A 26360-nucleotide genomic window follows, 5' to 3' on the forward strand; every position below is an offset into this window, starting at 1 on the left:
AAACACCGCGATCGCGCCGCCGTCTCGTGGCTCCTTATCGTCCGCATCTGCGGCGAATTATGCCTCTTGCAAGACCTGCCAGCCCAAGGCGTCCGCCAAGGCGAAGACCGGTTCCTTGAAATCGCCGTAGAACGTCACGCGATGCCAGCCCCACTGGTCCCACTCGCGGAACAGTTTCTCGATGTCGCCCACCGGTTCGCCGCACAGCTTCGTCCGGCACGCCCGATCCTCCAAGGAATTGCCGACGCTCTTAGCCTGGTGGAAGAGGATCGTTTTTCGCTCGGGAGCAATCTCCAGAGTCGTCGTCAAATAGCCTTCGGGCATGAGGGAGCGAACCGAGGCCCCTTGACGATCCTCGGAATGCGTGAGGATTTGGAAGGGGTTGGCCGGCCCCTGGGGACCGAAAGGCTTGTTCGAGGCCACGCAGTGGGCGTAGATGATTTGCCGTTTGGCGGTATCGACCACGGGATCGGAAATGAAGCCGGGGCGGCCTTGGGTCATCGTGGTCATGAGGACCATGGTGGCGGTGGAGCGTAGATCACACTCGCAGGCCCCGATCAGGCCCTCGTTATTCAACTGATGAAATCCAAGGCAGGGATAGGCGTGGATGTGCCCGCCGTAGAATCCGCCCAGGCAGTTGATTGTGATAGCGTTGGCGTTGTGGGCCTGGAGGACGGCCTTCTCGGCCAGATACATGGCGGCCGAAACTTGAAGCGTCTCGGGCGAGACGTCTTCGATGACGGCGGCGGTCTTTTTCCACATGTCGGCCACGGCGGCGGCCTCGTCCTTGTCCGCCTTTTCCCAAGCGGCGTTCAATTCCTCGAAGGCCACGGATTCGACGGGGATGCCCAGTTCTTTTTGCAGAGGCTCGATGATGCCGGGCCAACCGCCGCCCACGGCCAAGATCTTGGTTTCCTTGAGTCGGCGAAGCGTCTCTTCGACGGAAAGCACGGCGGCGGCATCGGCCAGGTAAGTCATGTCGCCAAGAGCGGGCGTGCGTTCGCGGCGAACCTTGGCCACGGCGGCGGCGAAGTCGCCCACCCCTTTCCCTTCCTTGACCAGACGGAAACAGCGGACAGCCGCAACGTGGTCATCCCAATTGGAAGACGCCACGAAGGCCACGTTGGGGGCGTTCTGACGCAAGAAGCTCGACGTGTAAACCAGGAATCCGCCGCTGCCCGCAAATTGGAAATCGAGGTACAGGGTCGGCTTGCCCGTCGCGGCGGCCGATTGCACGACACGATTCCAGCAATTCATCTGATAAACGATGTAGCCGTCGATACCCTCCGCCTGGTCCTGCTCGACGATTTTGGCGGCCTCCTCGGGGCCGGTGGCCATGGCCGGCAGAAATTCAAAATCGGGGCACCCTTCCCGAAGGACGCTCTCGATCTTCTGCATGACCGGACGAAAATCGAAACCCTTGTTGGGCCAATCCGGCCGATCCTGCACCGGGCCGTGCAAGGAATAGAGAATCCTCAGCCGCATTTTGGACGGTGCGGCGGCCGGTTGGGCAAGGGCGCGTTGTGCAGCACCGCCCAGGGCCGCGCAGGCCGCGCAACCCGCCGAGAACTCCAGAAAGCGACGCCGCGATAAGCAGCAACCGCACCCCGACACCGTGGACAACACCGATCGCTGATTCATGACGCTTCCCTCCCGTAAGAAACCAGGGTTCTCTCGCTCGTCCCGGCAGGGCCGAGGACGTGCGGTGCGTTCCCATATCCCCTTATCCCGTATCATCAACGCCGGACGAGACCGTTACCGACCGGAGCGGCTTTCGGCCTCGTCCAAAGCGATTCCCTCCTGCTTCACGCTGATTGCGTTGCCTACGGAGTCGCTCGCAGAATGCGGAAGTTTTCGAACCGAATCCAATGCTCCGCGTCCGTCGGTCCGTGATAGCACTGGATGCTGATTTCGTCGTTCTTGGGCGGCGGCAGCGGCCCTTCCGCCGCGGTGCGAAACTCCTTCTCTCCCTCGGGCCGGAATTGGGCCGTGAAGCGATCGGCGGTCAAAACCAGGCGCAGAGTGACGCGATTGCCTTCCAGCGGCACTCGACCGGGGATGATGTACAACCCGCCGTCGATCCGCTCTTTGACCAGCTTGAATACCGGTTTACCGTCGTTGTACAGCGTGATGCCGCCCTGCTCGTATTGCTCGGTGGGGGCTGTCAAGTTGGAGACGGATACCTCGACGATCAGTTTGGACCGATCGCGGTCCGGCAGCGGCCGAACCAAGGCGTTGCGGACGGTCTCCGCCAAACCGGGTTCGGCGTGGATTTCCAAGCCGCCCTCCCGGAGACGCCAATAGCCCTCGTGCTCACGGATCCATCGCCAGCCTTTCTCCAATTCCGGGCCGCGAAAATCATCGGCGAAGACAATCTCCGTTCCGGCCCCCGTTGGGGCGGCATCCTCGGCCGCGCTGCCGCGCCCCATCATAATGAAGACGGCAAAGGCGAGCACGGCGACAACCGGCGACGATCGCAGCAGCATGAGTTTGTCCTCCAAGATTGCAACGGCATAGCAACACAGTTTTGTCGGCTTGATGACTCGGCCGCCGAAGCGTTAGGCGCACCAGGGGCGCGACCGGTTTTGCGTCGCGGCGATGATTTGGGCGGCCAGCGCGGCATCTTGGGCGATTTCGAAGTCGAACATACCGGCTACGATGAAGTCGGCTCCGTTCTCGTAGGCGTGACGAAACGCGCTTTGCGGCGGAATCGCGCCCGCCGCCATGACTTTGAAGGCGATCCACGGTTTGCGCACGTTCTGCATCAGGGCGGCCAGTTCGTCGGGTCGGGCGCACCAGCGCGAATCGAAGTTGAGTTTGGCGGTGGGGTATTTGAGGTGATGGAACGTGACCATGTAGAAATCGTTGTCCAAACCCGCCTTCTCGCAGTCTTCCACCACGCCCATCCGATGACCGCCGATCCCGACCGGCAGGCCGGATTTCTTGGCGTACTCTAGAGCTTGCGCCAGCATTTCCATCCGCGGCGCCCCAACGCGTTCCTCCGCCTCGGGGCCGGAAATATCGTTTACGTAGCCGCAAGCGTGGTCGCCCTCCACTCCGGAGATGTACAGGGCGTTCGTGCCCGCCGCGACGAGGGCGTCGATTTGCTGCTTGAATGCATCCAGACCGCCGCTGACCATGGCGTGCGCCGTGCAAGTGATCCACTGCATCTTGCCGCCGCGACGGCGATGCTCTTGCAGCAACTCGATGGCGTGCGGCACGTAGTGAATGATGAGCGTGTTGATGCCGTTGGCTTCGGCGACGGCCAGCGTCTGCAAAATCTTTTCGTCGGTGTTATATTCCCGGGCAAGGCTGTAGACGTAGCGAAGGTCCCGACTGTGCGTGTAATGCGTAAGCAAGTTGCCGCCCAGCAGCAATCGGCTGATCTCCAGATTCTTGATCTTGCCGCGGGGAAGCGTCACCGTCGTCGCCGCCGGCGCGACGCCGTCTTGATAAGTGGCGGCGGTCGCCGGAAGGCTCCATCCGGTCGCCAGCGTCGCGGCGGTCCACGCCGTCTTTCCCACAAAACCCCGCCGATGCGTCTTATCGGACATCGATCGTCCCTCCCTCACGTCCCATCCCTCAAGGCCGACGAAATGCGACCCTTTCGGAATTCGGTTTACACCAAAGACCGCATGAAATCAACGCTTTTTCGCATAAACTCGTCCGTGCCGAGGCATTCGATGGAGACCGCGCCGCTCCAATCGGTCTCTTTGAGGTAGGCAAACACCTTGCGGATATTGTCGGCGTTCACGCCGCCGCCGACGGGAACGAACGACATTCCGATGCCGGTGTCCTTGCCCCTGGCCTCGGCGGCCAAGTCCGGAGCCACGTCCTTGACGTGGATGTGAACCAGGTACTTGCGGAACTCTTTGCAGAATGCGAGCGGATCCAACCCCGCGATGAAACTGTTGCCCGTATCGAGGTTCCATCGCAGGTATTCCGACTCGAAATACTCGAACAGTCGCCGCATGAAATCCATGTCGTTGGTGTATGGTCCGTGAGGCTCCACGGCCAAGATGACGCCGTAATCCTCGGCCCAACTCAGGCAGTGGCGGTAATTCTCGCAGGTGATGCGAAAGACCTCATCGCGGGTCATGCCGGGTACGGTGGCCGCGCCGTCCGTGGTATCGACGATGGGGCAACCGACCTCCGCCGCGAAGCGGATGGTCTGCTGCACGTATTGCACGCCGTAGATCGTCCCGCGGGGACCCATCAGGGGGAACGATCCGTCGATTTGCGATACGCTCATCCCCTTGGATTCGAGGTAGCGTCGAATCGCGCGGGGATTGCTTTGCAGCGAGACGGCAGGATCGTAGCCCATCTCTTGGATAAAGTCTTGGCCGTGGATCACCGCGAATTCCACGTGCTTCAGGCCCAGTTCGGCCCCTTTCTCCACGGCGAACTCGAAGCTCTTGCTGAGCGGTCGCCAATTGTCGGTGTGAAACCCCAATTCGATCATGTCCGAGACCTCCTCATCGATTCGCGAAGGCGCTCATCCCCAAGTTCTGCCTAAACCGGCGCGGCGTGCATCCCGACCGGCGCGGCCATTATAACGCCTCCCCACGGCTTGCAAGAGGCAACTCCGCCGCAGGGTGACGGCGGTAAACCGCCGTGCGTTGCCGGCAAGCCTCATCTCGACACGGGTCGCGAAAAGACGGTAGAATGCGAGTGTTGGGCATGCGACGCCGTTTGCGCATGCCGCGAAGCGATTGTATTCCGGCAGACGGATTCCTCATCCGCGTTTCGATCGGTATGGACGTCCTGCGTTGGTTCATGGCCTTTGCGCCGGTCGCGATCTATTTGATGATCGTGGGCGGCTTGAACCTTGCGCGGAGGCCCGTCTTGTTGACGGGAACGCAGGATCGGCTTCTGCTGGGGTTGTCGCTGGTGGGCCTGATCATCGTGGGACCGATGGAATTGTTTCTTCCCATGGCCGCCTACATCTATTACGGCGGCGCGGTCTGGTTGATCTTGGTGATCCTCCTCGCGTTGGCGGTGGGGCTTGTGATTCTGACGGCGCCCCCGCGGTTGGTGGTCTTTAATACGGCACCCCATCAACTCCGCGCCATCGTCGCCGAGACGGCGATCGAACTGGATGCGGCGGCGCGCTGGGCGGGCGACTGCCTGGTGCTGCCCGGTTTGGGGATTCAACTCGTCTTGGTCGCTTCGCCCGGTTGGCGTAACGTCACCTTGTCGGCGATCGGCCCGCATCAAGACTATCTGGGTTGGCGAACGTTCGGAAGGGCCTTGGCTGGCCGCTTGGCGGCGACGGAGGTGCCGCCCAATCCCCGCGGTCTGGTGCTGGTCGCGGCGGGATTGACGCTCTTGGTCGCCGTCAGCGTGGGCGTATTCCAAGGAAACCCGACGGTGGCGGCAGTGCTCAACCGGGTCATCCCCTTCTAGGTCCGCTTCCGACCAAGGTCGCGCAGGCCGTTCGCAATCCGGATAGCCGGTTCCGGTCCGGCGTCTTCCAACGCCCCGGTTTCCCGATTCGGCACCCGATTGCCCGATTTGGCAGAGGAATCCCTTTCTATGGAAAGATACTTCGTTCGTTACGGCGTTACCCGGATCCTGGGCGTCTTTTCTCCGCCCAACGAAGAGCAAACGTTCGCGCGGGGCGATTCGGTCATCATTCGCACGGATCGCGGCCTGGAAGCGGGCGAGGTTCTCGGTCCCGCCACCGAGCGCGGCATCAACATGCTGGGCACGCCGCCGGAGGGACGCATTTTGCGGCGCATGACGCCGGACGATCAGCGTGAGGTGGTTCGCATTCGTCGCCAGGCGGAAGAGGAAATGGAGATTTGCGTCCGCCACATCCGAGAATTGGACCTCAAGATGGAGTTGGTGGACGTTGAGCACATCTTCGGCGGAGAGCGGATCATCGTCTATTATTTGGCCGACCAGCGTGTGGATTTCCGCGAGTTGGTGCGTCGCTTGGCCGCCGAATTCCATACTCGTATCGAAATGCGCCAGATCGGCGTCCGCGACGAGGCCAAGCTGTTGGGCGACTACGGCGATTGCGGCAAGCCCCTTTGCTGCAACACGCACCTGTGGACTATGCCGCCCGTCTCCATGAAGATGGCCAAGTTGCAAAAGGCGACCTTGGACCCGGCCAAGATCTCGGGGCGATGCGGTCGCCTGAAATGCTGCCTGCGTTACGAATTCGAGCAGTACGAGGAATTGCTCGAAAAACTGCCTCCCGTGGGAAGCGAGGTGGAAAGCAAGGACGGTCCGGCCAAGGTGATCGGACACGAGATATTGGCGCAGAAAGTGCTCATCGAGACGCGGGAGCGCGTCCGCAAGCTGGTTTCGCTCGATCAGGTGCGGGTCGTAGAACCGGTCGCTCCGGCGGAAGAGAAGTCGCCCAGCGCTGAGGACGACGCATAAGGCCGCCGCCGTGCCTGGGTCTCCGCTCCCGTTCGCCGGCCGGATTGCGGAAACCTTCGGCCGTTGCTTGCGACCGACCGGGGAACCGCTACACTATACGTAGTTTTGGGCTGTCAATTGCGGCAAAAGGGCGGCGAGGGCCGCGCGGGGCCGATGGCGGCTTGCCGCTGTGAAGAAAGCCCGGGAGATGTGGTCGAAGGAGGTTGTGGGATGAAGATGCGATGGCACGATGTACTGGGATTGATTTTGCTGGGAGGCGGCTTGCTGCTGCTTGCGACGGGGTGTCCGAAGCCGCCTGCGGACGAAAAGGCCCCGGCAACCACGACGGGGAGCGGCGGGGCGTCCGCGAAGCAGGAAAGTAGCGCCGAATCCGCCGCGGAGCCTGCCGCGGAGACCGCGCCTGCGGCATCCGCAACGGAGCAACCGGCCTCTGAACCTGCCGCCGGCACGTCGCAAGAACCGGCGCCCGCCGCCGAGAATCAACCCGCTGCGGAACCGGCCGCGCAGCCCGAGATGACGCCGCCCGCCGCCGCGGAGCCTGCCGCTCAGGCCCCGGTCGCCGGAACGCCCTACGAGTTGAAGATTCCGGCGGGGCTGCCGCCTTTGGAAATCCCCGCGGATAACCCCTTGACCGTGGAAAAAATCGAATTGGGCAAGATGCTGTACTTCGACAAGCGGGTGAGCAAAGACGGCACGATCTCGTGCGCTACCTGCCATGATCCGCAAATGGCTTGGGCCGAGCACACACCCACCAGCAAAGGCATTCACGAGCAGATCGGCGGTCGCAATGCCCCGACGGTGATCAACGCGGCATACGCCGCGGCGCAGTTCTGGGATGGTCGTGCGGCCACTTTGGAGGACCAGGCCGTGGGACCGGTCGCCAACCCCATCGAGATGGGCAACACCATGGAGGGCATGATCCAGAACTTGGACGCCATCCCGCAGTACCGCGAGATGTTCCAAAAGGTCTTCGGGACGGGCGTCACGCCGGAGGGCTTCGCCAAGGCCGTGGCCGCCTTCGAACGCACGGTCTTGAGCGGTGATTCGCCCTACGATCGCTTCAAGGCCGGACAAGAGGACGCCCTCACCGACGCCCAGAAGCGAGGTCTCGAGCTATTCGAGAATTCCGGTTGCGCCGACTGCCACACGCCGCCGTTGTTCAGCTCGTACGACTACTACAACGCGGGTGTGGGCATGGATAAGGAGAAGCCGGATGAGGGCCGCAAGGCGGTGACCGGCGAAGACCACGACATGGGCGCCTTCCGCGTCCCCAGCCTGCGCGAGGTGGCGAATACCGCCCCGTACTTCCACGACGGCAGCGCCGCCACCTTGGAGGAGGCCGTGGCGCTGATGGCCGCCGGCGGCAAGGATAACCCGCACCGTTCGGTCGAGTTCGACACCGTCCGCGAGGCCAAACTGACGCCCGAGCAGCAGAAGGACATCGTGGAGTTCCTCAAGGCGTTGTCGGGTACTTATCCGATCATCGAACCGCCGCAACTGCCGTGATGCCGACCGGTTCGCGTGTTCGCGTCCGCGACGGAATCGCGTCGTGAGCGCGGCGAATCCTGCAATCTGGAAGTCGCGAGAAAGACGCCTCCGGGATGCAACGCTCTCGGAGGCGTCAGCCTTTTCGTTCCGCAAAGACCGAGACGTAGACCGTCCGCTTCATCAATCCTTGATGGACCGTCAATTCGCTACAGGTCAGTCGGGAGCAATGCGGTCGGAGCCATTCGGTCAACGCATCGGCGCTCAGGGCTTGCTGTCTCTTGCCGCCGGTGCCCTGCGGCAAGGCCGTGGGCTCGATGATGAGGATGCGTCCGCCCGGGCGAATCACGCGGCAGATCTCGGCGATGGCGTTGCGCGGCAACAGGGAATGCGATAGGGCGTCCACGCAAAAACCGCCGTGGAAACTGCGTTCCGGCAGCGGGATTCGCAGCAAGCTGCCCTCCACGGCGCGGATGCCGTGCGGGAGTCGATGCAGGGCTTCGGGGATGAAATCGATGCCGGTCCACTGGAGGTGCGGGTAACGAGCCGCCAGGATGCGGAGGTATCGTCCGGTGCCGCAACCGAGGTCCGCGAGGGCGGCGCCTTCGGCAAAGGCTTGGGCGAAACGGGAGACGAGTTGCAGGCGAGGGTCTTCCGGGTCGAGCGGTTCTTCGCCCATCCCGCGTAGTTGCAGTTGGTACTCGCAACGCACTTCGGCCTGCACGGCATCCAGAAAGAACTTGGCGGCGAGGGCGTCTTCCTCGCGATCACCGCCGTTTTCGCCCGCCAAGTAACGCGGAAAACCGCCCGAGGGAAGGCGGCGCCGCTCGGCGAATCGCAAGGCGGCTTCGCCGTACTCGGGTCGCAGGTATTGGAACCAAAGGCCGGCGGCCTCCAGAACGGTCGCGGTCAAGACGTTTGCCTCGCCGGGCCTTTCCGGAATCGCGCCGGAGGCGGCTTGCCGCTTCTCCACTTCTTGCAGGGCCTGGCCCGCCTCGTTGCGACGCCCCCATTCCGAATACATCCGCGCCCGGCGCACCAGCGACGAGGACCGTTCGGCGGGATGGCGGCGATGTCCGTGAGCGAGCCAATACTCCACGGCGCGGATGCCGACCGAGGTCCAATCGGTGTCGGGCCACCGCCGCCCGGCCAGAAGCAGCGGCGTGAGGTCAGGCGGATCGAGCCACAACGACTCCGGTTCGTAATTCCAATCCCGCCCGCGCGGCGGCAAAACGCGGCCTTCATCGGTGATCCAGCGGCGAAGGGCCTGGCAGGCGGCCTGTGCCGACGCTTCGAACTCCGGCAGATCCGGCAGGGCCGAGAGCCAACCCCGAACTGCCGCCGCCGTGGCTCGAAACACCGGTTCCGGTGCGCGCGATTCCGAAAGCGTGGCGTCCGACTGTTGCATCGATTGCAACCAGCGCCCCACTTGCCAAGCGGCGTCGCGCACCCCGAAATCCATGAGCGTGGCCATGCTCCATCCGGCGGCGAAGAGGAGCGGTGGCGCGGGGCGCGGGCGTTCCTCCCATTGTCGCAAGTGGTGCACCAATCGCTCCAGCGTGGACTCCAGCGTGGCGAGCGGACGCCCCCAAAGGCCGCTCCAAAGGCGCTTCCACCAGGCCGACCCTCCGCCTTTTTTTGCAGGCTCGTCGTTCCGAGAAGGTTCCCCCGGCGTGGGCGACATGTCGGGCGATGCCGCCCGTTGCAACGGTTGATCCATGGCCGTCCTCCACTTCTTCCGGGATGGGCACTTGCCATGAGTACGCGTGATGCTCATGATAGGCGGACGAGGTCGGCAACTCAAGTTGCGAGGGCGAGACTACACGGTACGCCCCGACCCCGAAGGCAATGCCGCACGCCGCGGCGTTGGCAGCAGTTTTGTTTGAGCCGTAAACACACTGCAAACAAGGAATCTCTCTCCATGACTCGACGATTCGCGGTGACCATTTCGGCGACTCTGTCGTTCGCGGTCCTGCTGTGCGGTTGCCCCGCCGGCCAAAAACCGGCGTCGCCCGGGTCCGCCGAAGCAACGCAACAAGACGCGGGTCAAGCCCCCGGCAGCAAACCCGGTTCTGCGACCGCCGAAGCGTCCTCGACAAACGAAGCCGACCTAGAGCGAAAGCTGACCGAACTGGGGGCGAAGGTCCGCTTGGATGACGACAACCACATCATCCAGATCGACGCGACGGGCAGTCGCGTGGACGATGCCGTGCTGGCCGAGGCGGCGGCCTCCGGGAGGCTTCGGGCCGTCAAGTTGACCGGCCTGCCCATCACGGATAACGGTCTCCAAGCACTCGCCGGTTGTTCCCGCCTCAAAAGCCTGGGCTTGGACGATACAAAGGTTACCGACGCCGGACTGGCCGCCTTAAAGGACTGCCAAGAACTGGAGGAGGTCTTTTTGACCCGCGCCGGGATCACGGATGCAGGCGCAGCGGAACTGGCCAAGCACCCTGCGCTCCGTCGCCTGAGGCTCCGCGGCACGGCGATTACCGACGCCGCCATGCCGCCCCTGGCTGCACTGCCCCAATTGAGCGATCTCGATATCAGCGAAACCGCCGTGGCGGACGCAGGCGTGGAGGCCCTGTCTCAGGCCAAGGCCTTGACCAAGCTCAACCTCTGGAGCACCCAGGTGACGGACGCCGGGCTAGCGCACCTCGGCAAAATGACGCAACTCACATGGCTCAATCTGGACAACACGAAGGTCACGGATGCGGGCCTGCCGCATCTCTCTTCTCTTCAGGCTCTGGCGTTCCTCCACCTAGGCCGTACCGCCATTACCGACCAAGGTCTGGCGCCGCTGACGGAATTGAAGAAGCTGCGGACGCTGCACGTGACGCGGACGCCGGTGACCGATGCCGGCGCGGAGATTCTGCGGCAAGCCTTGCCGGAATGCGAATTGATCGCGAAGGTCCCGGAGGACTCGCCCGCAACGCGCCCGTGATTCCCGGGCGACCTTTTTCCAATGCTTCGTATCGCGCTCCGGCGCCGGTCGAGGCGGCGAGATGTTGGGTGCGCTCTCGAAGGGAGGGATAGGGGGGATTCTTTGCAAAATAGGAATTGTACGGAGAATCCGCTAAAGCCCTTGCTCGCGGAATGACGAACTCGCTCAATACGGCGGAGTCTTGGATTTGCCGCTTGAGATTCCTACTTCCCGTTCCGCCCTCCGAGTCGCGTTCTGCGCGTGAATCATGGATCGAGTCAGACCGCCCGTCGGTGGCGAGTGCCGCTTGGGGAGGTGGGTATGTTGCCGCGTGTCGTACTGAAAAGGGGCGGCGGCGTCGGCAAGGTGGCGCACCCAGCATTGGCCGGGCTGTTGCTGTTCGGATGCATCTGCGCCCAAGGACTGTGCCCTGCCGTTGGGGCCGAGGTCGCGCCGGCACCGCCCCAGTCCGTAATCGCGGCAGTACCGGAACCGGCGGACGATCGCGAACCGGACGCGCAGTCGATTCTCAAAATGGATATCGAGCAATTGGCCGGCCTCGACGTGGTCGCGCCTTCGATGAGCGTGGAGGTTTCCACGGTCTTGCGTAGCGAAAGTACGGTGGGGCGCTCGCCCGCCGCCGTGTACGTCATCGACAACGAGATGATTCGCCGCTCCGGGGCGCGTTCCATCCCGGATGTCCTGCGATTGGTGCCCGGCCTGCACGTGGCGCGGATCAACTCGAACACCTGGAGCGTCACGTCGCGGGGTTTCACCAGTCGTTTTTCCAACAAACTGCTGGTGCAGATCGACGGTCGGACGGTGTACACGCCGCTATTCTCGGGAGTGTACTGGGACGCGCAAGACGTCCTCTTGGAGGACGTGGAGCGGATCGAGGTCATCCGCGGACCCGGCGCCAGCGTTTGGGGCGCCAACGCCGTGAACGGCATCATCAATATCATCACGAAGAAGTCATCGGACACGCAGGGGGCGTTCGTGGAGGGCGGGGCAGGCACGGAGGAACGCGGGTTCGCCTCGGCTCGATACGGCGGACGACTGGGCGACGACGCGAGCTATCGCGTTTATGGAAAATGGCTGGATCGCGATGCCGGATACGCACCCGATCCGCGCGAGACGGATGATTGGCGACAAGCCCGGACCGGATTCCGCATCGATTGGACGCCCTCCGATCGAGACCTGGTCACGTTCCAGGGCGACTATTTCGACGGTCACTCGGGCGCGTTCTATCGCTTCGACGACCCCACGCCGCCGCTCTTCCGTCGCTACGCGATCGAAGATGTTCATCAATCGGGGGGGAACGTCTTGACCCGGTGGACTCGCACTTTGGACGAAGAGAACGAGTACTCGATACAGTTCTATTACGACCGCATGGAGCGGCACTCCACGGCCACGGACTTCGCGGAGGATCGCGATACCCTCGATTTCGACTTCCAGCATCACTTCCGACCGCTGGAACGGCACCTGATCACTTGGGGATTCGGTTATCGGTATACCGAAGACTTTTTGACGCCGGCGCCGTTCTATCTGCAATTCGCCCCCGCCAAGCGAGCGGACGATCTATTCAGCTATTTCGTCCAGGACGAGATTACGTTAGTGGAAGACCGCTGGCATTTTATCGCGGGGTGCAAGTTCGAACATAACGATTATACGGGCTTCGAGTATCAACCGACGGGCAGGCTGCTCTGGACGCCCTCCGAGCGATACACGATTTGGGGGGCGGTATCCCGCGCCGTGCGAACGCCTTCTCGGGCCGAGGCCGATCTGGATAAGTACCCGGTCCTCCTCGATATCTATCCCGGCCCCTTGCCATCTTTCGGCTTGGTTTCCGGCGATCCCGAGATCGAATCCGAGAAGATGATGGCTTACGAGATCGGCATTCGCGGGCAGCCGAACAAGGACTTTTTCTGGGACTTTTCGGTGTTTTATAACAATTACGACGATATTGCGGCGTGGCGGGCGGGCAGTCCGTCGCTGGGAATCCTGCCCGGCGGTTGGCCCGCCGTGCTAACTCCCGCCTGGTTCGCCCGCGGGGCCGACGCCGAGACCTACGGCTTCGAAATCGCCGCCGATTATAAGTTCGCGGCTGACTGGACGCTGCGTGGGGGCTATAGTTTCCTGAGAATCGACGTGACCGATCACCCCGGTTACGAGAATGCCGTCAGCGGTTGGCCTGATCCCAAGAACCAGTTTTTCCTATGGCTCTCGGGACGGCCTTGGGAACGTTGGGAGTTGGATGTTATCGGCCGTTACGTGGATAACACGCATTATGCCCATCGGTATTTCGTGATGGATGTTCGCTTGGCGTGGCATCCCCGTAAGCAGTGCGAATTGTTTGTGGCGGGACGCAACTTGCTCGACGGCGAGCACGCCGAAGGCGACGGCCTCGATTTCATCGGATTGACGCGCACGGAAGTGCAGAGCGAAGTGTACGGCGGCGCCGCTTGGCGGTTCTGAGACTTCGCACGACGGGGCAGACATGGGAGAAAAGGTTGTGGCAGACACAACCGCAGCGGGCAAACGGACGAGCGTGGCGACTTCGCGGGCGGTAGGCCCGAGGAGTCTCGCGGTGCGTCTCTTTTCTGCCGGGTCGTTGGGGCTTTATTTCGTTGCGTTGCTGTTGCCGTGCGTCTTCGTTCGCCCCGGCCATGCCCAAGAGGGGTTGGTCAATCGCGAAAACCTAATCAAGGCGGCCTATTTGGCCAACTTTTTGCGATACGTGGATTGGCCGGAGGAAGCCGAAGACGCGAATCGCCCGCCCATGATCGCGGTCGTTGGGCGGCATCCCGTGGTCCCTTACCTGCAACAGGCCGCCCAACAGAGTGATGAGACGCTCTTTCAAGTGGTCGTCGTGGACGGGGAAACCGTTTCGAGGGAATACCGGATACTCTTCTTGCCCGGTTCCCTCGATCCGGACCTTCGGCGGAAATTGCTGCAATCGGCGCGGAATTTTCCCGTCCTGACCGTCGGGGAGAACCTAGAGTTTCTTCAAGAGGGCGGCGAGGTTCGATTCGTCATCGAGGACAACAAGCTCCGTCTGGAACTGGCCTTGAGAGCGATCGAGTCCAAGAAACTCAAGGTCAGCTCAAAGTTGCTTCAGGTCGCTCGCGTCTTGGACGCCGAGCCTCGCGTCTCTAAAAGTTCCCGATAGATCGGTGTTTCCGTTTTCGCCTCACGGAACTGAAGCGCCTTGCGACGGCGCACCGAACGAAAAAACTGCGCAACGATGATCCGCTATTTCACGATAGGCGGTTGGCGATTGGGATGCACCCTCGCTCGACGCTTCGCCGACGCGCCGATTCGCAGAAAGTTACAGATTCTGCTGGCGGCGGCGCTGGGGGTGGCTCTGTCCATCACCAGCGCGGCCTTCATTTCCACGCAGCTTCGACTTTTGATGGAATCGGAGGCCCGTCAGATCGAGGCCCTGGCGGGCGTGGTCGGCGCCAATGCCACGGCGGCGCTGGAATTCGGCGACGTCGCGACCGCCGAGGAGCTTTTGTCCGCCATGGCTCTTCAGAAATCGGTGCAAACGGCGGCCATTTACGACGGTAAGAAATGCTTGTTCGCCGAATATGCCAATCGCGGTGACGCAACCACCTTCTACCAGGCGCCAAACGCTTTGGCGATGCCCGTCGGAACGCGCATTGCACGTTTCATCGAGGTGGTGCGCCCGATGGTGCAGAAAGGGCGGACGGTAGGTTACCTTTATGCCCGCGCGGAGCCGATCGATGCACGGCGCCAATTCTTCGTGCAAGTGTTATTGGCGATCGGCGTGATCGCCGCGGCGGGAGTGATCGCGGCTTGGATGTCCGTTCCGCTTCGGCACTTCATCGCGCGGCCGATTCTGGAATTGACGGACGTCATGCGGACCATCGCCCAAACCGGCGACTATTCGCTACGGGTGCCGGTACGCTCCGCCGACGAATTGGGTGCCTTGGCGTGCGGTTTCAATTCCATGCTCGATTACGTGCAGGCCGCTCAACAGGCCTTGCAGCAAGCCCACGACGAACTCGAGGATCGGGTCCGTCAAAGGACGGCGGCTTTGGAAGAGGCCAAATCGGTCGCCGAACAGGCCAATCTCGCCAAGAGCCAATTCCTGGCCAACATGAGCCACGAGATTCGCACGCCGATGACCGCGATCCTCGGCTACACGGACCTTTTGGCGGACCCCGCGACCGATCCCGAAACGCGTACCGAATACCTCCAAACCATACGCCGCAACGGCGCACATCTCCTCGACCTCATCAACGACATCCTCGACCTTTCCAAGATCGAGTCGGGCAAGTTCGCGGTCCAAGACGCCGACTGCAACCCGCTTGGATTGATGCAGGACGTGGTGTCGCTCCTGCGGACGCGGGCGGAGGCCAAGCGACTCACACTCGCGGCGGAATGCCTCGGCGAGGTGCCCTCGCTCGTCCGTACCGATCCCATGCGGCTGCGGCAGATCCTGCTCAATCTGGTGGGTAATGCCGTGAAATTCACGGAACAGGGAGGAGTCCGCGTGCAATTGCGGTTCGTCGGGCACGGTATCCCGGGGAATTCGTCTTCGACGGAAAGCGATGCCGAGCCGCCCCGTGCGGGCGATCAACCCGTGCGAGGCATCCTCGAATTCGCCGTCGTCGATACCGGTCCCGGGATCGCGCCGGAAGACCAGGCCAGAGTCTTCGACCCCTTTGTGCAGGTGGATGATTCGATGTCGCGCCGTTACGGCGGCACGGGCTTGGGCCTCACCATCACGCGGCGCTTGGCGGAATTGCTGGGCGGCGAGATTCTGCTGGAAAGCGAACCGGGAAAAGGCTCCACGTTTCGCCTGCGACTGCCGACTGCGGCGGCGCCGAATGCGGAATGGATTCGCGAGTGGCGCGAGGCATCCTCGCCCGACTCGCCTTCTCCGCAAACGGCTTCCGTCACCATCCGCGGGCGTGTGCTCCTCGTGGAAGACGGCCCGGACAATCGGCGTCTGATCTCGTTCCTATTGAAGAAGGCGGGAGCCGAGGTGGTCACCGCCGAGAGCGGGCAAGAAGGGGTTGATGCCGCGGAAGCCGCCGCCAAGGAAGGCCGACCTTTCGACGTCATCCTGATGGACATGCAAATGCCCATCCTGGACGGATATGAGGCCAGTCGCATTCTCCGCGAGCGCGGGTGCCGCGTTCCCATCATCGCGATTACGGCCCATGCCATGCACGGAGATCGTGAAGTCTGTTTGGCCGCTGGCTGCGACGACTATCTTTCCAAGCCCATCCAACGGGCCGGACTGCTCAACATGGTGGCGAAGTACGTCACCCAGGACCGCCGAGAGGGAGTGCCGGGCGATCTGTCGGCCCGACATATCTAAAAAAGACCGGGAAGCGGCGCAAGACCGCTTCTCGGTCGGTGCCTTTCAGACCAAGCCGCGTTCGCGGCGGATCGGCGTCACTTGCCCATCTTGCGGAGGTTTTGGATGCAACCGCGGATGGCGTCGAGCGGCCCACCCGCGTAGCTCTCTTGCTCCACGATGTACCACTCGGTGCCGCCCGTGGTTTCGCAAATCTTGAAAACGCGTTCCCAATCGACGTCGCCCTCGCCGATCACGGCGCCTTGCTTGCCGCCGTGCTCCTTGAGGTGGACGGTCTTGGACTTGCCGGGGAATTTTTCCAAGATGGCGTACGGGTCGCCGCCGCCGCCCAGACAGTTGCCGATGTCCATCTGCATGACCACTTCGGGTTTGGTCGCGGCGAAGAACACCTCCCAGGCGGTTTCACCGTTCAATTTGCGGAAGTCGCCGCCGTGGGCGTGGTAGCCCACCAGCATGCCTTGGTCCTTGACCTTGTCGGCCAATTCGTTGAAGACCTTGGCGGTTTCCACGGCCTTCTCCTTGGTTGCGAAAAAGCTCTCGGCGAGATAGGGGCAAATCAGATACTTGTTGCCGATAGTCTGGTTGAACTCCACGGTGGCGGCCAGGTTTTGCGGTTGCAAAGTGTCCCAACCGGTGTGGGTGCCGCAGCATTTCAGGCCGGCATCATCCAGCATCTTGCGCAGATCGGCGGCGGAGTGCCCGTAATAGCCGGCGAATTCGACGGCCTCGTAGCCCATCTCCTTGATGGCCGCCAACACGCGGGCTAGATTTTTGGCTGCCGCTTCGCGGACCGAATAGAGTTGGACGCCGATGGGAATTTTCTTCTCAGCGGCCCAGGCCGGCAACTTGCCGCACGCCGCAAACAGTCCCGCCGCCGCGGCGGTTCGCAACACGTCTCGTCGTGAAAGACTCATCTCCAATCCTCCCAATGCAAGGCGATCGCGGGAATCTCCGGGAACAACGACACAGGCGGAGATCGAAACCTTTAGTATAGCCCGAGCGTGCGACGGATTCTCTCCCTTGCGCTGCGACGGCGAACAGGCGACCGACGAGCGTCGGCCGATGGCCTCGCGAACGAAGCCGGCGCGGATGCCGCATATAATGTAGGATTACCGGAGGCTCACGATGCGGCGGGCGTTTCCGGCGCTCGCCGCGGCACGGACGGCCTCCCAACGGCTTCAGGAATGGAAGGAAGATAATAGCATGGCGTCCACGCAGTCGGCGGAATCCGCCGAGGTTTCGCGATCCGAGCCTTCGTTTTCCGCATGGCCGGGGGTGCATGCGGACCACCCGCTTTCCGCCTTGTTGCGGCGGCGGATCGCCGTCATCGACGGGGCGATGGGGACCGAAATTCAGCGTCTGGGTTTGGATGAAGAGGCTTTTCGGGGAATGAATTCCGCGACGGGCGGTGGCGGTTGCTCGTGCCCCACGCATGCCCGGGCGGCGGACCTGCGGGATCACGAACGCCCCCTGAAGGGCTGCAACGACTTGCTGTGCCTTACCCAACCCGACGCCGTGAGGGAGATTCACACGGCCTATTTGCGGGCGGGGGCCGATATCCTGACGACCAACACGTTCAACGCCAACCGCATTTCGCTGGCCGACTACGATTTGAGCGACCGCGTGCGGGAAATCAATCTGGCGGCGGTCTGTTGCGCCAAACGTGCCGTGGAATCCCTTGCCCGCGAGGGCGGTCGCCCCGGTCCGCGGTTCATCGCCGGTTCCCTCGGCCCCACCAATCGTACGGCCTCGCTTTCGCCGGACGTCAATCGTCCCGGATATCGCGCGGTGAGGTTCGACGATCTTCGCGCGGCGTATTACGAGCAGGCGGAGGCCTTGCTGGACGGCGGCGTGGACGCGCTGCTTTTCGAGACCGCCTTCGACACGCTGAACCTCAAGGCGGCCCTATTTGCTGTGGAAGAGCTTTTCGAGCGGCGCGGGCGAGCGGTGCCGGTGATGGTGTCGGGCACGATCGTCGATCGCAGCGGACGCACGCTTTCCGGCCAGACGCTGGAGGCCTTTTGGATCTCGATCGCCCATGCCCGACCGTTCAGCGTGGGAATCAACTGCGCCCTCGGCGCGGCGATGATGCGCCCGTTCGTGGAGGAGCTTGCGGGCTTGGCCCCGACGTGGACGAGCTGTTACCCCAACGCGGGCTTACCCAACGAATTCGGCGGCTACGACGAAACGCCGGAACAGACCGCATCGGTGTTGGGAGAGTTCGTCGCCGAGGGTTGGCTGAACATGGTGGGCGGTTGTTGCGGCACGACGCCGGAGCACATCCGCGCCATCGCCGAAACCGTAGCCGGCAAGTCGCCGCGGACCCCGCCGGAGCCTGCGCCCTGGACGTCGCTGGCCGGGTTGGAGCCTTTGTTGCTGCGGCCGGGCGGCAACTTCACGCTGATCGGCGAGCGGACCAACGTGGCCGGATCGCGCAAATTCGCACGACTGGTCCGCGAAGGCCGCTACGAAGAGGCCGTCGCCGTGGCCCGGCAGCAGGTGGAAGCGGGTGCCAACATCTTGGACGTCAACATGGACGACGCCCTTTTGGACGGCGAGTCGGCCATGACGGAGTTCCTGAACCGCATTTCGGCCGAGCCTGACATCGCCCGCGTCCCCATCATGATCGACAGTTCGAAATGGTCGATTTTGGAGGCGGGGTTGAAATGCCTCCAAGGCAAGCCGATCGTGAACTCCATTAGCCTCAAGGAGGGCGAAGACGCGTTTCTCCGCCAAGCCCGGCTTGTTCGTCGTTACGGTGCGGCCGTGATCGTCATGATGTTCGACGAGGAGGGTCAGGCCGTTACGGTGGAGCACAAGGTCCGCATCGCCCGCCGGGCCTACGATCTGCTGACGCGGCGGGCGGGCTTTCCGCCGCAGGATATCATCTTCGATGCCAATATCCTCACCATCGGTACGGGCATCGAGGAGCACAACCGCTACGCCGTCCATTTCATCGAGGCCGTGCGGCAAATCAAGCAAATGTGCCCGGGCGCCAAGACATCCGGCGGCGTTAGCAATCTTTCCTTCGCCTTCCGGTCCAACGAGACGGTCCGCCGGGCCATGCATTCGGCCTTCCTTTATCACGCCATTCGAGCGGGGCTGGACATGGCCATCGTCAACGCCGGCCAGTTGGATGTGTACGAAGACCTCGATCCCGAACTCCGCGAACACGTGGAAGACGTGATCTTGGACCGCCGACCGGACGCCACGGAGCGACTGATCGCCCTGGCCGCCCGTCTGGAGCCTGAAAAGGACGCCGCCGCAACCACTCGCACGCTTTGGCGCGAAGCCCCCGTCGAAGAGCGACTCCGCCATGCCCTGGTTCACGGCATCGACGAATTCATCGAGCAGGACGTGGAGGAGATTCGGCGTCGCCTGCCGTCCTGCCTGGCCGTCATCGAGGGTCCCCTCATGGACGGCATGAAAGTCGTGGGCGACCTGTTCGGCGAAGGCAAGATGTTTTTGCCCCAGGTCGTCAAGTCGGCCCGGGTTATGAAAAAAGCGGTGGCCTACCTGACTCCGTACATGGAAGCCGAAAAGAAGGCGGGAGGAGCCTCGCACCGCGGCACCATCGTTTTGGCTACGGTCAAAGGCGACGTCCACGACATCGGCAAGAACATCGTGGGGATCGTGCTGGCCTGCAACAACTTCCGCATCGTCGATCTCGGCGTCATGGTCCCCTGCGAGACGATCCTCGACACTGCGGTTCAGGAAGGCGCCGACATCGTGGGGCTTTCCGGACTGATTACGCCCAGCCTGGAGGAGATGGCCCACGTCGCCAAGGAGATGCGGCGTCGCGGCATGAACATCCCGTTGCTCATCGGCGGGGCGACCACCAGCGCCAAACACACCGCCGTCAAGATCGCTCCCGAGTACGACGGTGTGACCGTCCACGTACCCGACGCCTCGCGGAGCGTCGCCGTCGTGGAACGCTTGATGAGTCCCGCCGATCGCGAGGTCTTCGCGACCGAGGTGCGTCGAGAGCAGGAAAAAACCGCCAAGAGTTATGCGGACCGCAGGACCGCCAACATCGTCCCCTACGCCGAAGCGGCGGCCAAGCGATTCACCTGCGATTGGGCGACCGTGGAGATCGCCGCGCCCTCCTTCTTAGGCGTGAAGACCGTCGAGATCTCTCCGGCGGAATTGGCGGAATACATCGACTGGACGCCTTTTTTCATCGCCTGGGAGTTGCCGGGCACGTTCCCCCGGATTTTCGACGATCCCAAGTTGGGGGCGCAGGCCAAATCCCTGTGGGAAGATGCCGGTCGGATGCTCCGCCGCATCATCGATGAGGAGATGTTTCGCCCGCGCGGCGTGTACGGTTTTTGGCCGGCCAATTCCGACGGCGACGACATCCTGCTCTTCGCCGACGAATCGCGAACCGAGGCGGTGGCGCGGGTATTCACGCTGCGGCAGCAGTGGCGGCGGCGCGGGCAGGAGTGTTACCATGCCCTGGCCGACTTCGTGGCCCCCATCGAAAGCGGTCGCCGCGATTACCTCGGGGCGTTTGCCGTGACCAGCGGTCCGGAGGCGGTCGAGTGGGCACGGCGGATGGAGGAACAACACGACGACTACGCCGCCATCATGATCAAGGCCCTGGCGGATCGCTTGGCCGAGGCCTTCGCCGAGCGATTGCACGAGATCGCCCGTCGCGATTGGGGATACGGCCGAGAGGAACGACTTTCGCGGCAGGACCTGATCAAGGAACGTTATCGCGGCATCCGCCCGGCGCCCGGCTATCCCGCCTGCCCCGATCACACCGAGAAAAGAACGCTGTTTCGCCTGCTGGAGGCGACGGAGCGGACGGGCATCCGTCTGACGGAGAGCCTGGCCATGGACCCGCCCGCATCCGTTTGCGGCTGGTACTTCTCGCATCCCCAAGCCCGGTACTTCGCCGTCGATCGCATTCAGCGCGACCAGGTGGAAATCTACGCGCGGCGGAAAGGCCTGCCCGTCCGCGAAGTGGAGCGTTGGTTGGCGCCGAACCTGGCCTATGATCCCGATTGATCGGCGGAACCTTCTCCCTTGCGATCGCCGAACCGCCGTCGATTCGCGAGGCCGTCCGTCCCGCCGTGAATGAAGCGGGAAATGCACCGGAAACGCGATGCGACGGCGTGAGTCAGTCGGCGGTCGCGATCCGCTTGGCCTGGGCGGCGACGTTTTCCGCCGTGAGGCCGAAGTGCTTCATCAGCACGCCGGCGGGCGCGGAAGCCCCGAATCCGCTCATGCCCACGAAGACCCCGCGCGGTCCGATGTACCGGTGCCAGCCCAGGTCGATGGCGGCCTCTACGGCCACGCGACGATCCACTTGCGGCGGCAGCACGGCCTCGCGGTAGTCTTGCGGTTGCATCTCGAACAATTCCCAACTGGGCATGCTGACTACTCGGGCGGCCACGCCGTCTTTCGCCAACAGTTCTTGAGCGGCCAAACAGACGTGGACCTCGCTGCCGGTGCCGATGAGGATCACGTCAGGCTTGCCGCCTTCCGCCTCGCGCAGGATGTACGCCCCCCGCTGCAATCCCTCCGCCGAAGAATAGACCGAGCGGTCCAGTGTGGGCAGGTTCTGCCTGGTCAGCACGAGGGCCGCCGGCCGATCCTTCAAGCTCAGCGCGACGCGGTACGCCTCGGCGGTTTCGTTGGCGTCCGCCGGGCGAATGACGACCAGATTGGGAATCGCCCGCAGCGCCGCCAAATGCTCCACCGGTTGATGCGTCGGGCCGTCCTCGCCGACGCCGATGGAATCGTGCGTAAAAATGTACAGGATCGGCAACTCCATCAAGGCCGCCAACCGCATGGCCGGTCGCATGTAGTCGCTGAAGACGAAGAACGTGCCGGTGTACGGTCGCAAACCGCTGAGCGCTAGGCCGTTGGCCGCCGCACCCATGGCGTGTTCGCGGATGCCGAAGTGGAAATTCCGTCCGGCGCGGTCTTTGGCGGAGAAGTGTCCCGCCCCTTCGAAGCCCAGCAGCGTGTTGTTCGACGGCGCCAGGTCGGCGGAACCGCCCAAGAGCCAGGGCACGCGCTTGGCGACGCCCTGCAAGACCTTGCCCGACGACGCCCGCGAGGCGATACCCTTGGCGTCGGCCGGAAAGACCGGAATGTCCGCGTCCCAGTCCGGAGGCAACTCCCCGGCGGCGATCCATCGCAGTTCCTCCGCCTCGCGCGGATAGCTTCCCGCATAGGCCGCCAGCAAGGCCTCCCATTTTTCCCGCAGGGTCGGTCCCCGCGTGCCGATGCCTTGCTCAAAATGCTCGACCACCTCGGGCGGGACCAGGAATTGGGCGTCTTCCGGCCAACCGTAGGCCTTCTTCGTCAGACGCACCTCCTCTTCGCCGAGAGGTGCGCCGTGAGCGTCGTGCGTATTTTGCTTGTTGGGAGCTCCCCACGCGATCACGCTCTTGACCACGATCAGCGTGGGACGCTCGCTCGCCGAATCCGCCGCCGCAATCGCCTGCCTCAACGCGGGCAGGTCGTTGACGTCATCCACCTTCAGCACGTTCCAACCGTAGGCGCGGAATCGCGCGGCGACGTCCTCGCTGAACGCCAATTCGGTGTGGCCTTCGATGGTGATGCCGTTGTCGTCGTAGATCCAGCACAGGTTGCCCAGCTTAAGGTGCCCGGCCAACGAAGCGGCTTCGGCGCTCACGCCTTCCATCAAATCGCCGTCGCTGCACAGGGCGTAGACCTTGTAATCGAAAAGGGGAAACTCCGGACGGTTGTACCGGGCGGCCAGCCAGCGCGAGGCAATCGCCATGCCCACGCTCGCGGCTACGCCCTGGCCCAGCGGGCCGGTGGTTACCTCCACGCCGCTGGTGTGGCGATACTCGGGGTGGCCCGGGCAACGGCTGTGCAACTGACGGAATTGCCGAATGTGTTCCAGCGGCACGGCCAACTCGCCGGTCGGCTTGCCGCCGGGACCCAACTGACGCACACCCGCCAAATGCAGGGCCGAGTAAAGCAGCATCGAGGCGTGCCCGCACGATAGAACGAACCGGTCGCGGTTGGGCCAATCCGGTCGCAACGGATCGTACCGCAGGACCTCCTGATAGAGCAAATAGACCACAGGCGCCAGGGCCATGGGCGTGCCGGGGTGCCCGCTCTTGGCCGCCTGCACGGCGTCCATGGAAAGCGTTCGGATCGTATCAATGGCCAAGCGTTCGATGGATGCGGACGTCGTACTCACGTTTTCCCCCGGAATCTGTGGTCTTGCTCCCGTACCGAAAAGCGTGCCGCGGCATCACGCCCGCCCCCGGCAGTCTGCTGTAGCGAGGCTTCCGTCGCCGGGGAACCGTGGGCAGGTTCAGGGCGCCAAAATGTGCGGAGAATTCAATGTAGGAACCGCCTCCGTGGACGTCAACGCACCCCAGTGTCCCGCTGGCGTCATCCGTAAATAGGAATGCCGCCTTGTGTGGTGAATAAAAATGTCCCTATCAATCCTCCGAAAGGCCTGGAGTGCGGGAGCGGGTTTGGAGTGCGGCAGCAAAACTGCCGCTTTGAACGGCGGCCGCAAGCCGCCGCACTCCACAGTCAGCGACAAGCCGCGGACCACACGTGGAGGAAAGATCGCGGCGGCGACGTCTGGGGATGCCGAGGGGGGAGGGCCCGTCGAATCGGGCGACTTTGCTTCGGATTCGCTCCCCACCCGATTCGGCACTTCCTTAAATCCCTAGTAAGAGATGTTTCCATTGGTGGGAACTCTGCGAAAGCCTTGTGATTTTTGGGGCTTCACGGCGCTTGGATCTGTTGCAGAATCTCGGCCGTGCGTTGACGTGCCTGATCGTATACCGACGGATCGGGGTTCCAGGCGAAAAAAGAGGTCGTCAATTCTCGGACGATCGCCTCGGCATCGGCGCGTTGCCCTGCCCGCTCCAACATGGCCAGGTATTCGTAATCTTGAATACCGTCGCGGAGGGCCTTGAGGCGAAGACTGGGGACGATGCCCTCGTAGCCCGCCGGCCCGGCCGGGTACACCAACGTCCCCTCGCCGTTGTAGACCCGACTGGTGCCGTCGCTCCGTCGACCGTAGGTCCAGGGATCGGTCCAGGGGTCGTTCGTCTGATCCCAGTAGGCCATGCCTCCCCAGTAGAGGATCCCTCGCATTCGGTCGTTCCACGCCATCCACAACGGGACGCGGTAATGGAGCAGCGGAAAGTCGATCTGCCACCATGGGGTCGGCCGTGCGCCCTGACAAAGGGCCGTGTAGGTCCAGACCGTCTCCCCCAACGCCAACCGCTCCAGCGCACTCTCGGGTCGATGCAGACAGAAGAGCGGGCACCAGATGTCCACCGCTCCGTAGAGGTCGCCCCATGCCGCATCCTGCGTCCAAGTCTGCTCGACAACGAGGACCTTCAACGCAGAGCGAAAATCCTTGATCGCCCGCCCCCACGTCTGCACGTACTGATAGGCTTCGGCATCGTTCGGTTCGTCTTTGAGGTAGGTGTAAAAGACGACGTTGGGCCGATCCAAGGCTTGAGCGGCGGCGTCCCAGGCGGCCAGCCATGCACCCAGACGATCGCGTTCCGCCGCCGGATCCTTGATCACCGAAGACGGATGCGGCGTTTGGACGGCGTTCACATGGTATCGGTCCACGAAATCCCGAAGCAATCCGAGGCGATCCTCCGGAATCCGAAAGCTACCGTCCGGTTGTTCCACGGGAATCAACCACTGCCGGGGGGGCGTGGCGTTGATCCGATGCTCACTGACGAGGGCCGCGCATTGCTCTTCCACCTCGGCCCAATCGGAGGGCGGTTCCTCTTTCCCCGCCCGCGCTCGCTTCTGATAGTATCCCCGCATCCGATCGGCGGGCGACCCCAAGGCCGTCTGAACGGTCGGCACATCCGGCAGGGCAAAGTTCCAGACCGTCAGCGAGACCGGAATCTCGATCGTCGCCTGCCCCTCCGCCGTCAATCGATAGACGCCGCGATAGGTCCCCGCCGCCGCATCGCGAGGAACGAACAGATCGATCCAAAATCCGTGCGTCTGCTCGGCGGGCAGATCGAACGGCATGGCCGTGTACCGTGCCGGTTCCAAGGGTGCTCCCGTCAAGGGATGGAAAACCGGAATCAGGGCATCGGGATACCATCCGGCGCGGAATCGGTCGTTGCGCGGACTGGCGGCGGTCAATTCGAACTGATGTTGACGATACAACCGGGCGGCGGTCCTTGGCAGTGCACTGCCGTTCGGCCCGCTCAAATTACCGGCGGCGACCGATATCCCGGCGATCGGCCGATCGCTCCGCATCAGGATTTGAAAGCCGCGCCACTCGTTTCGTGCCGCGAACAGTCGCACCTCCGCGGTATCGCCCGGCGGATCGTCTCGCAACACCCGGACGGTAGCGGTCGTGGTCCAAACCCGCAATTCCGCCTGAACCGGCCAAGCCGAAAGCATGATCCCGAGCAGCGCAAAGTACTTTGCCGCAGTCATGGACGAACCCTCCCTAAAAACGCCCGTCGATGCCGATCCGCCGCAATTGCCCCTGGAACCATCGCCCGAATGCTGGAGATAACCGGACGATCGGTCGAAGTGCATCGCTCCCCTCCCTCATGACGTCTTGCCGGTTTGGGTAGCTTAAATCCGGTAATCGCCGACGGCAAGGCGCGACCGCCCCCCGCAAGGACGGACGCGGTGACCGCAGATTTTCGCAGGGAATCGATCGTGCCGATTGTGCGGAGAAGCCTCCCCCCGTGTCGTAACCGCATCGAAAGGGCTACGTCGGCCGAAGCGGCGGGCATGGCGTAAACTTGTGTACGGAAACCGGTCGGACGTCAGCCGACACCGTCGCCTTCCCAAGCGTTCCCAGTCGAGAGGGCAGTCATGGGGTCACCCGTTATCGAAACCCAGAACTCCGAACAACCGCAAGTCTCGCATCCCACGCCTGAGCAGCGTCGCAAGCACGAGCGCTTCAACTATCCGGTCGTTCAAAAGATATGCCCCTATCGGGGCGATGTGGTCCCCGGCGCAGCACGATTTTTTCCCGTAAAGTGCAAGGACCTCTCGCGGAACGGGCTTTCCTTTTACCTCGACTACGAACCATCCTTTGAACGGTTCATTGTGCTGATCAGAACGGGCGATCGCCATGATTTTGTGGCCGGAGAGGTCGTTCACGTGCAGCCTATGCCGGAGGACGCGACGGGCCGCTTTCTGGTGGGATGCCGCCTGCTCAAGAAGGTGCAATCTCGCGTCCAACTCGAAGACGAGGAGTAACGACGA

At 63.0% G+C, this 26360-nt stretch carries 17 protein-coding genes; 9 read left to right on the forward strand and 8 right to left on the reverse strand.

Annotated elements, in window-relative coordinates:
* Positions 1–57: 57 nt before the first annotated feature.
* The 4 genes from ACYQ6J_RS16515 to ACYQ6J_RS16530 form a co-directional block, all read right to left on the reverse strand.
* The gene (locus ACYQ6J_RS16515) at positions 58–1641 is read right to left on the reverse strand and encodes a hypothetical protein (protein ID WP_460185295.1); all 1584 of its coding nucleotides are present in this window, start codon (positions 1639–1641) and stop codon (positions 58–60) included.
* A gap of 182 nt (positions 1642–1823) precedes the next feature.
* A complete protein-coding gene (locus ACYQ6J_RS16520) occupies positions 1824–2486 on the reverse strand; it encodes a beta-xylosidase family glycoside hydrolase (protein ID WP_460185296.1) in 663 nt (220 codons plus the stop codon).
* Positions 2487–2558: 72 nt separating this feature from the next.
* Positions 2559–3554, reverse strand: a complete 996-nt coding sequence (locus ACYQ6J_RS16525) for a hypothetical protein (protein ID WP_460185297.1) — start codon at positions 3552–3554, stop codon at positions 2559–2561.
* Between the two features lie 65 nt (positions 3555–3619).
* A complete protein-coding gene (locus ACYQ6J_RS16530; RefSeq protein WP_460185298.1) occupies positions 3620–4462 on the reverse strand; it encodes a sugar phosphate isomerase/epimerase family protein in 843 nt (280 codons plus the stop codon).
* 218 nt (positions 4463–4680) lie between these two features.
* Here ACYQ6J_RS16530 and ACYQ6J_RS16535 point away from each other — a divergent pair, with 218 nt between their 5' ends.
* From ACYQ6J_RS16535 to ACYQ6J_RS16545, 3 genes are all read left to right on the forward strand, one after another.
* Positions 4681–5406, forward strand: coding sequence for a hypothetical protein (locus tag ACYQ6J_RS16535; protein WP_460185299.1), 726 nt, complete (start codon positions 4681–4683; stop codon positions 5404–5406).
* A 129-nt stretch (positions 5407–5535) separates the two neighbouring features.
* On the forward strand, positions 5536–6390 hold the full coding sequence (locus tag ACYQ6J_RS16540; protein WP_460185300.1) for a PSP1 domain-containing protein: 855 nt from the start codon (positions 5536–5538) through the stop codon (positions 6388–6390).
* Positions 6391–6600: 210 nt separating this feature from the next.
* Positions 6601–7896: a cytochrome-c peroxidase gene (locus tag ACYQ6J_RS16545; protein ID WP_460185301.1), complete on the forward strand. Its 1296-nt coding sequence runs from the start codon at positions 6601–6603 to the stop codon at positions 7894–7896.
* Between the two features lie 115 nt (positions 7897–8011).
* On the opposite strand, the gene ACYQ6J_RS16550 is transcribed toward ACYQ6J_RS16545, so the two are convergent.
* On the reverse strand, positions 8012–9595 hold the full coding sequence (locus tag ACYQ6J_RS16550; RefSeq protein WP_460185302.1) for a class I SAM-dependent methyltransferase: 1584 nt from the start codon (positions 9593–9595) through the stop codon (positions 8012–8014).
* Between the two features lie 201 nt (positions 9596–9796).
* On the opposite strand from ACYQ6J_RS16550, the gene ACYQ6J_RS16555 reads away from it, so the two are divergent.
* From ACYQ6J_RS16555 to ACYQ6J_RS16570, 4 genes are all read left to right on the forward strand, one after another.
* On the forward strand, positions 9797–10816 hold the full coding sequence (locus ACYQ6J_RS16555) for a leucine-rich repeat domain-containing protein (RefSeq protein WP_460185303.1): 1020 nt from the start codon (positions 9797–9799) through the stop codon (positions 10814–10816).
* 300 nt (positions 10817–11116) lie between these two features.
* The gene (locus tag ACYQ6J_RS16560) at positions 11117–13270 is read left to right on the forward strand and encodes a TonB-dependent receptor plug domain-containing protein (RefSeq protein ID WP_460185304.1); all 2154 of its coding nucleotides are present in this window, start codon (positions 11117–11119) and stop codon (positions 13268–13270) included.
* A gap of 112 nt (positions 13271–13382) precedes the next feature.
* The gene (locus tag ACYQ6J_RS16565) at positions 13383–13964 is read left to right on the forward strand and encodes a YfiR family protein (RefSeq protein ID WP_460185305.1); all 582 of its coding nucleotides are present in this window, start codon (positions 13383–13385) and stop codon (positions 13962–13964) included.
* Positions 13965–14039: 75 nt separating this feature from the next.
* Positions 14040–16148 (forward strand): ATP-binding protein, encoded by a 2109-nt coding sequence (locus tag ACYQ6J_RS16570; RefSeq protein ID WP_460185306.1) that lies wholly within the window; start codon positions 14040–14042, stop codon positions 16146–16148.
* 77 nt (positions 16149–16225) lie between these two features.
* On the opposite strand, the gene ACYQ6J_RS16575 is transcribed toward ACYQ6J_RS16570, so the two are convergent.
* On the reverse strand, positions 16226–17062 hold the full coding sequence (locus ACYQ6J_RS16575) for a sugar phosphate isomerase/epimerase family protein (RefSeq protein ID WP_460185307.1): 837 nt from the start codon (positions 17060–17062) through the stop codon (positions 16226–16228).
* A gap of 289 nt (positions 17063–17351) precedes the next feature.
* Here ACYQ6J_RS16575 and metH point away from each other — a divergent pair, with 289 nt between their 5' ends.
* A complete protein-coding gene (metH, locus tag ACYQ6J_RS16580) occupies positions 17352–21158 on the forward strand; it encodes a methionine synthase (protein ID WP_460185308.1) in 3807 nt (1268 codons plus the stop codon).
* A 112-nt stretch (positions 21159–21270) separates the two neighbouring features.
* Here the strand turns inward: metH and tkt are convergent, their stop codons facing one another.
* The gene (gene tkt, locus ACYQ6J_RS16585; RefSeq protein ID WP_460185309.1) at positions 21271–23334 is read right to left on the reverse strand and encodes a transketolase; all 2064 of its coding nucleotides are present in this window, start codon (positions 23332–23334) and stop codon (positions 21271–21273) included.
* Between the two features lie 542 nt (positions 23335–23876).
* Positions 23877–25574 carry a DUF4091 domain-containing protein gene (locus tag ACYQ6J_RS16590; RefSeq protein ID WP_460185310.1) on the reverse strand — a complete coding sequence of 566 codons (1698 nt, stop codon included), beginning with the start codon at positions 25572–25574 and terminating at the stop codon, positions 23877–23879.
* A 390-nt stretch (positions 25575–25964) separates the two neighbouring features.
* Here ACYQ6J_RS16590 and ACYQ6J_RS16595 point away from each other — a divergent pair, with 390 nt between their 5' ends.
* Positions 25965–26354, forward strand: coding sequence for a PilZ domain-containing protein (locus ACYQ6J_RS16595; protein ID WP_460185311.1), 390 nt, complete (start codon positions 25965–25967; stop codon positions 26352–26354).
* Positions 26355–26360 lie beyond the last annotated feature (6 nt).

This window comes from Thermopirellula anaerolimosa, from assembly GCF_054657335.1.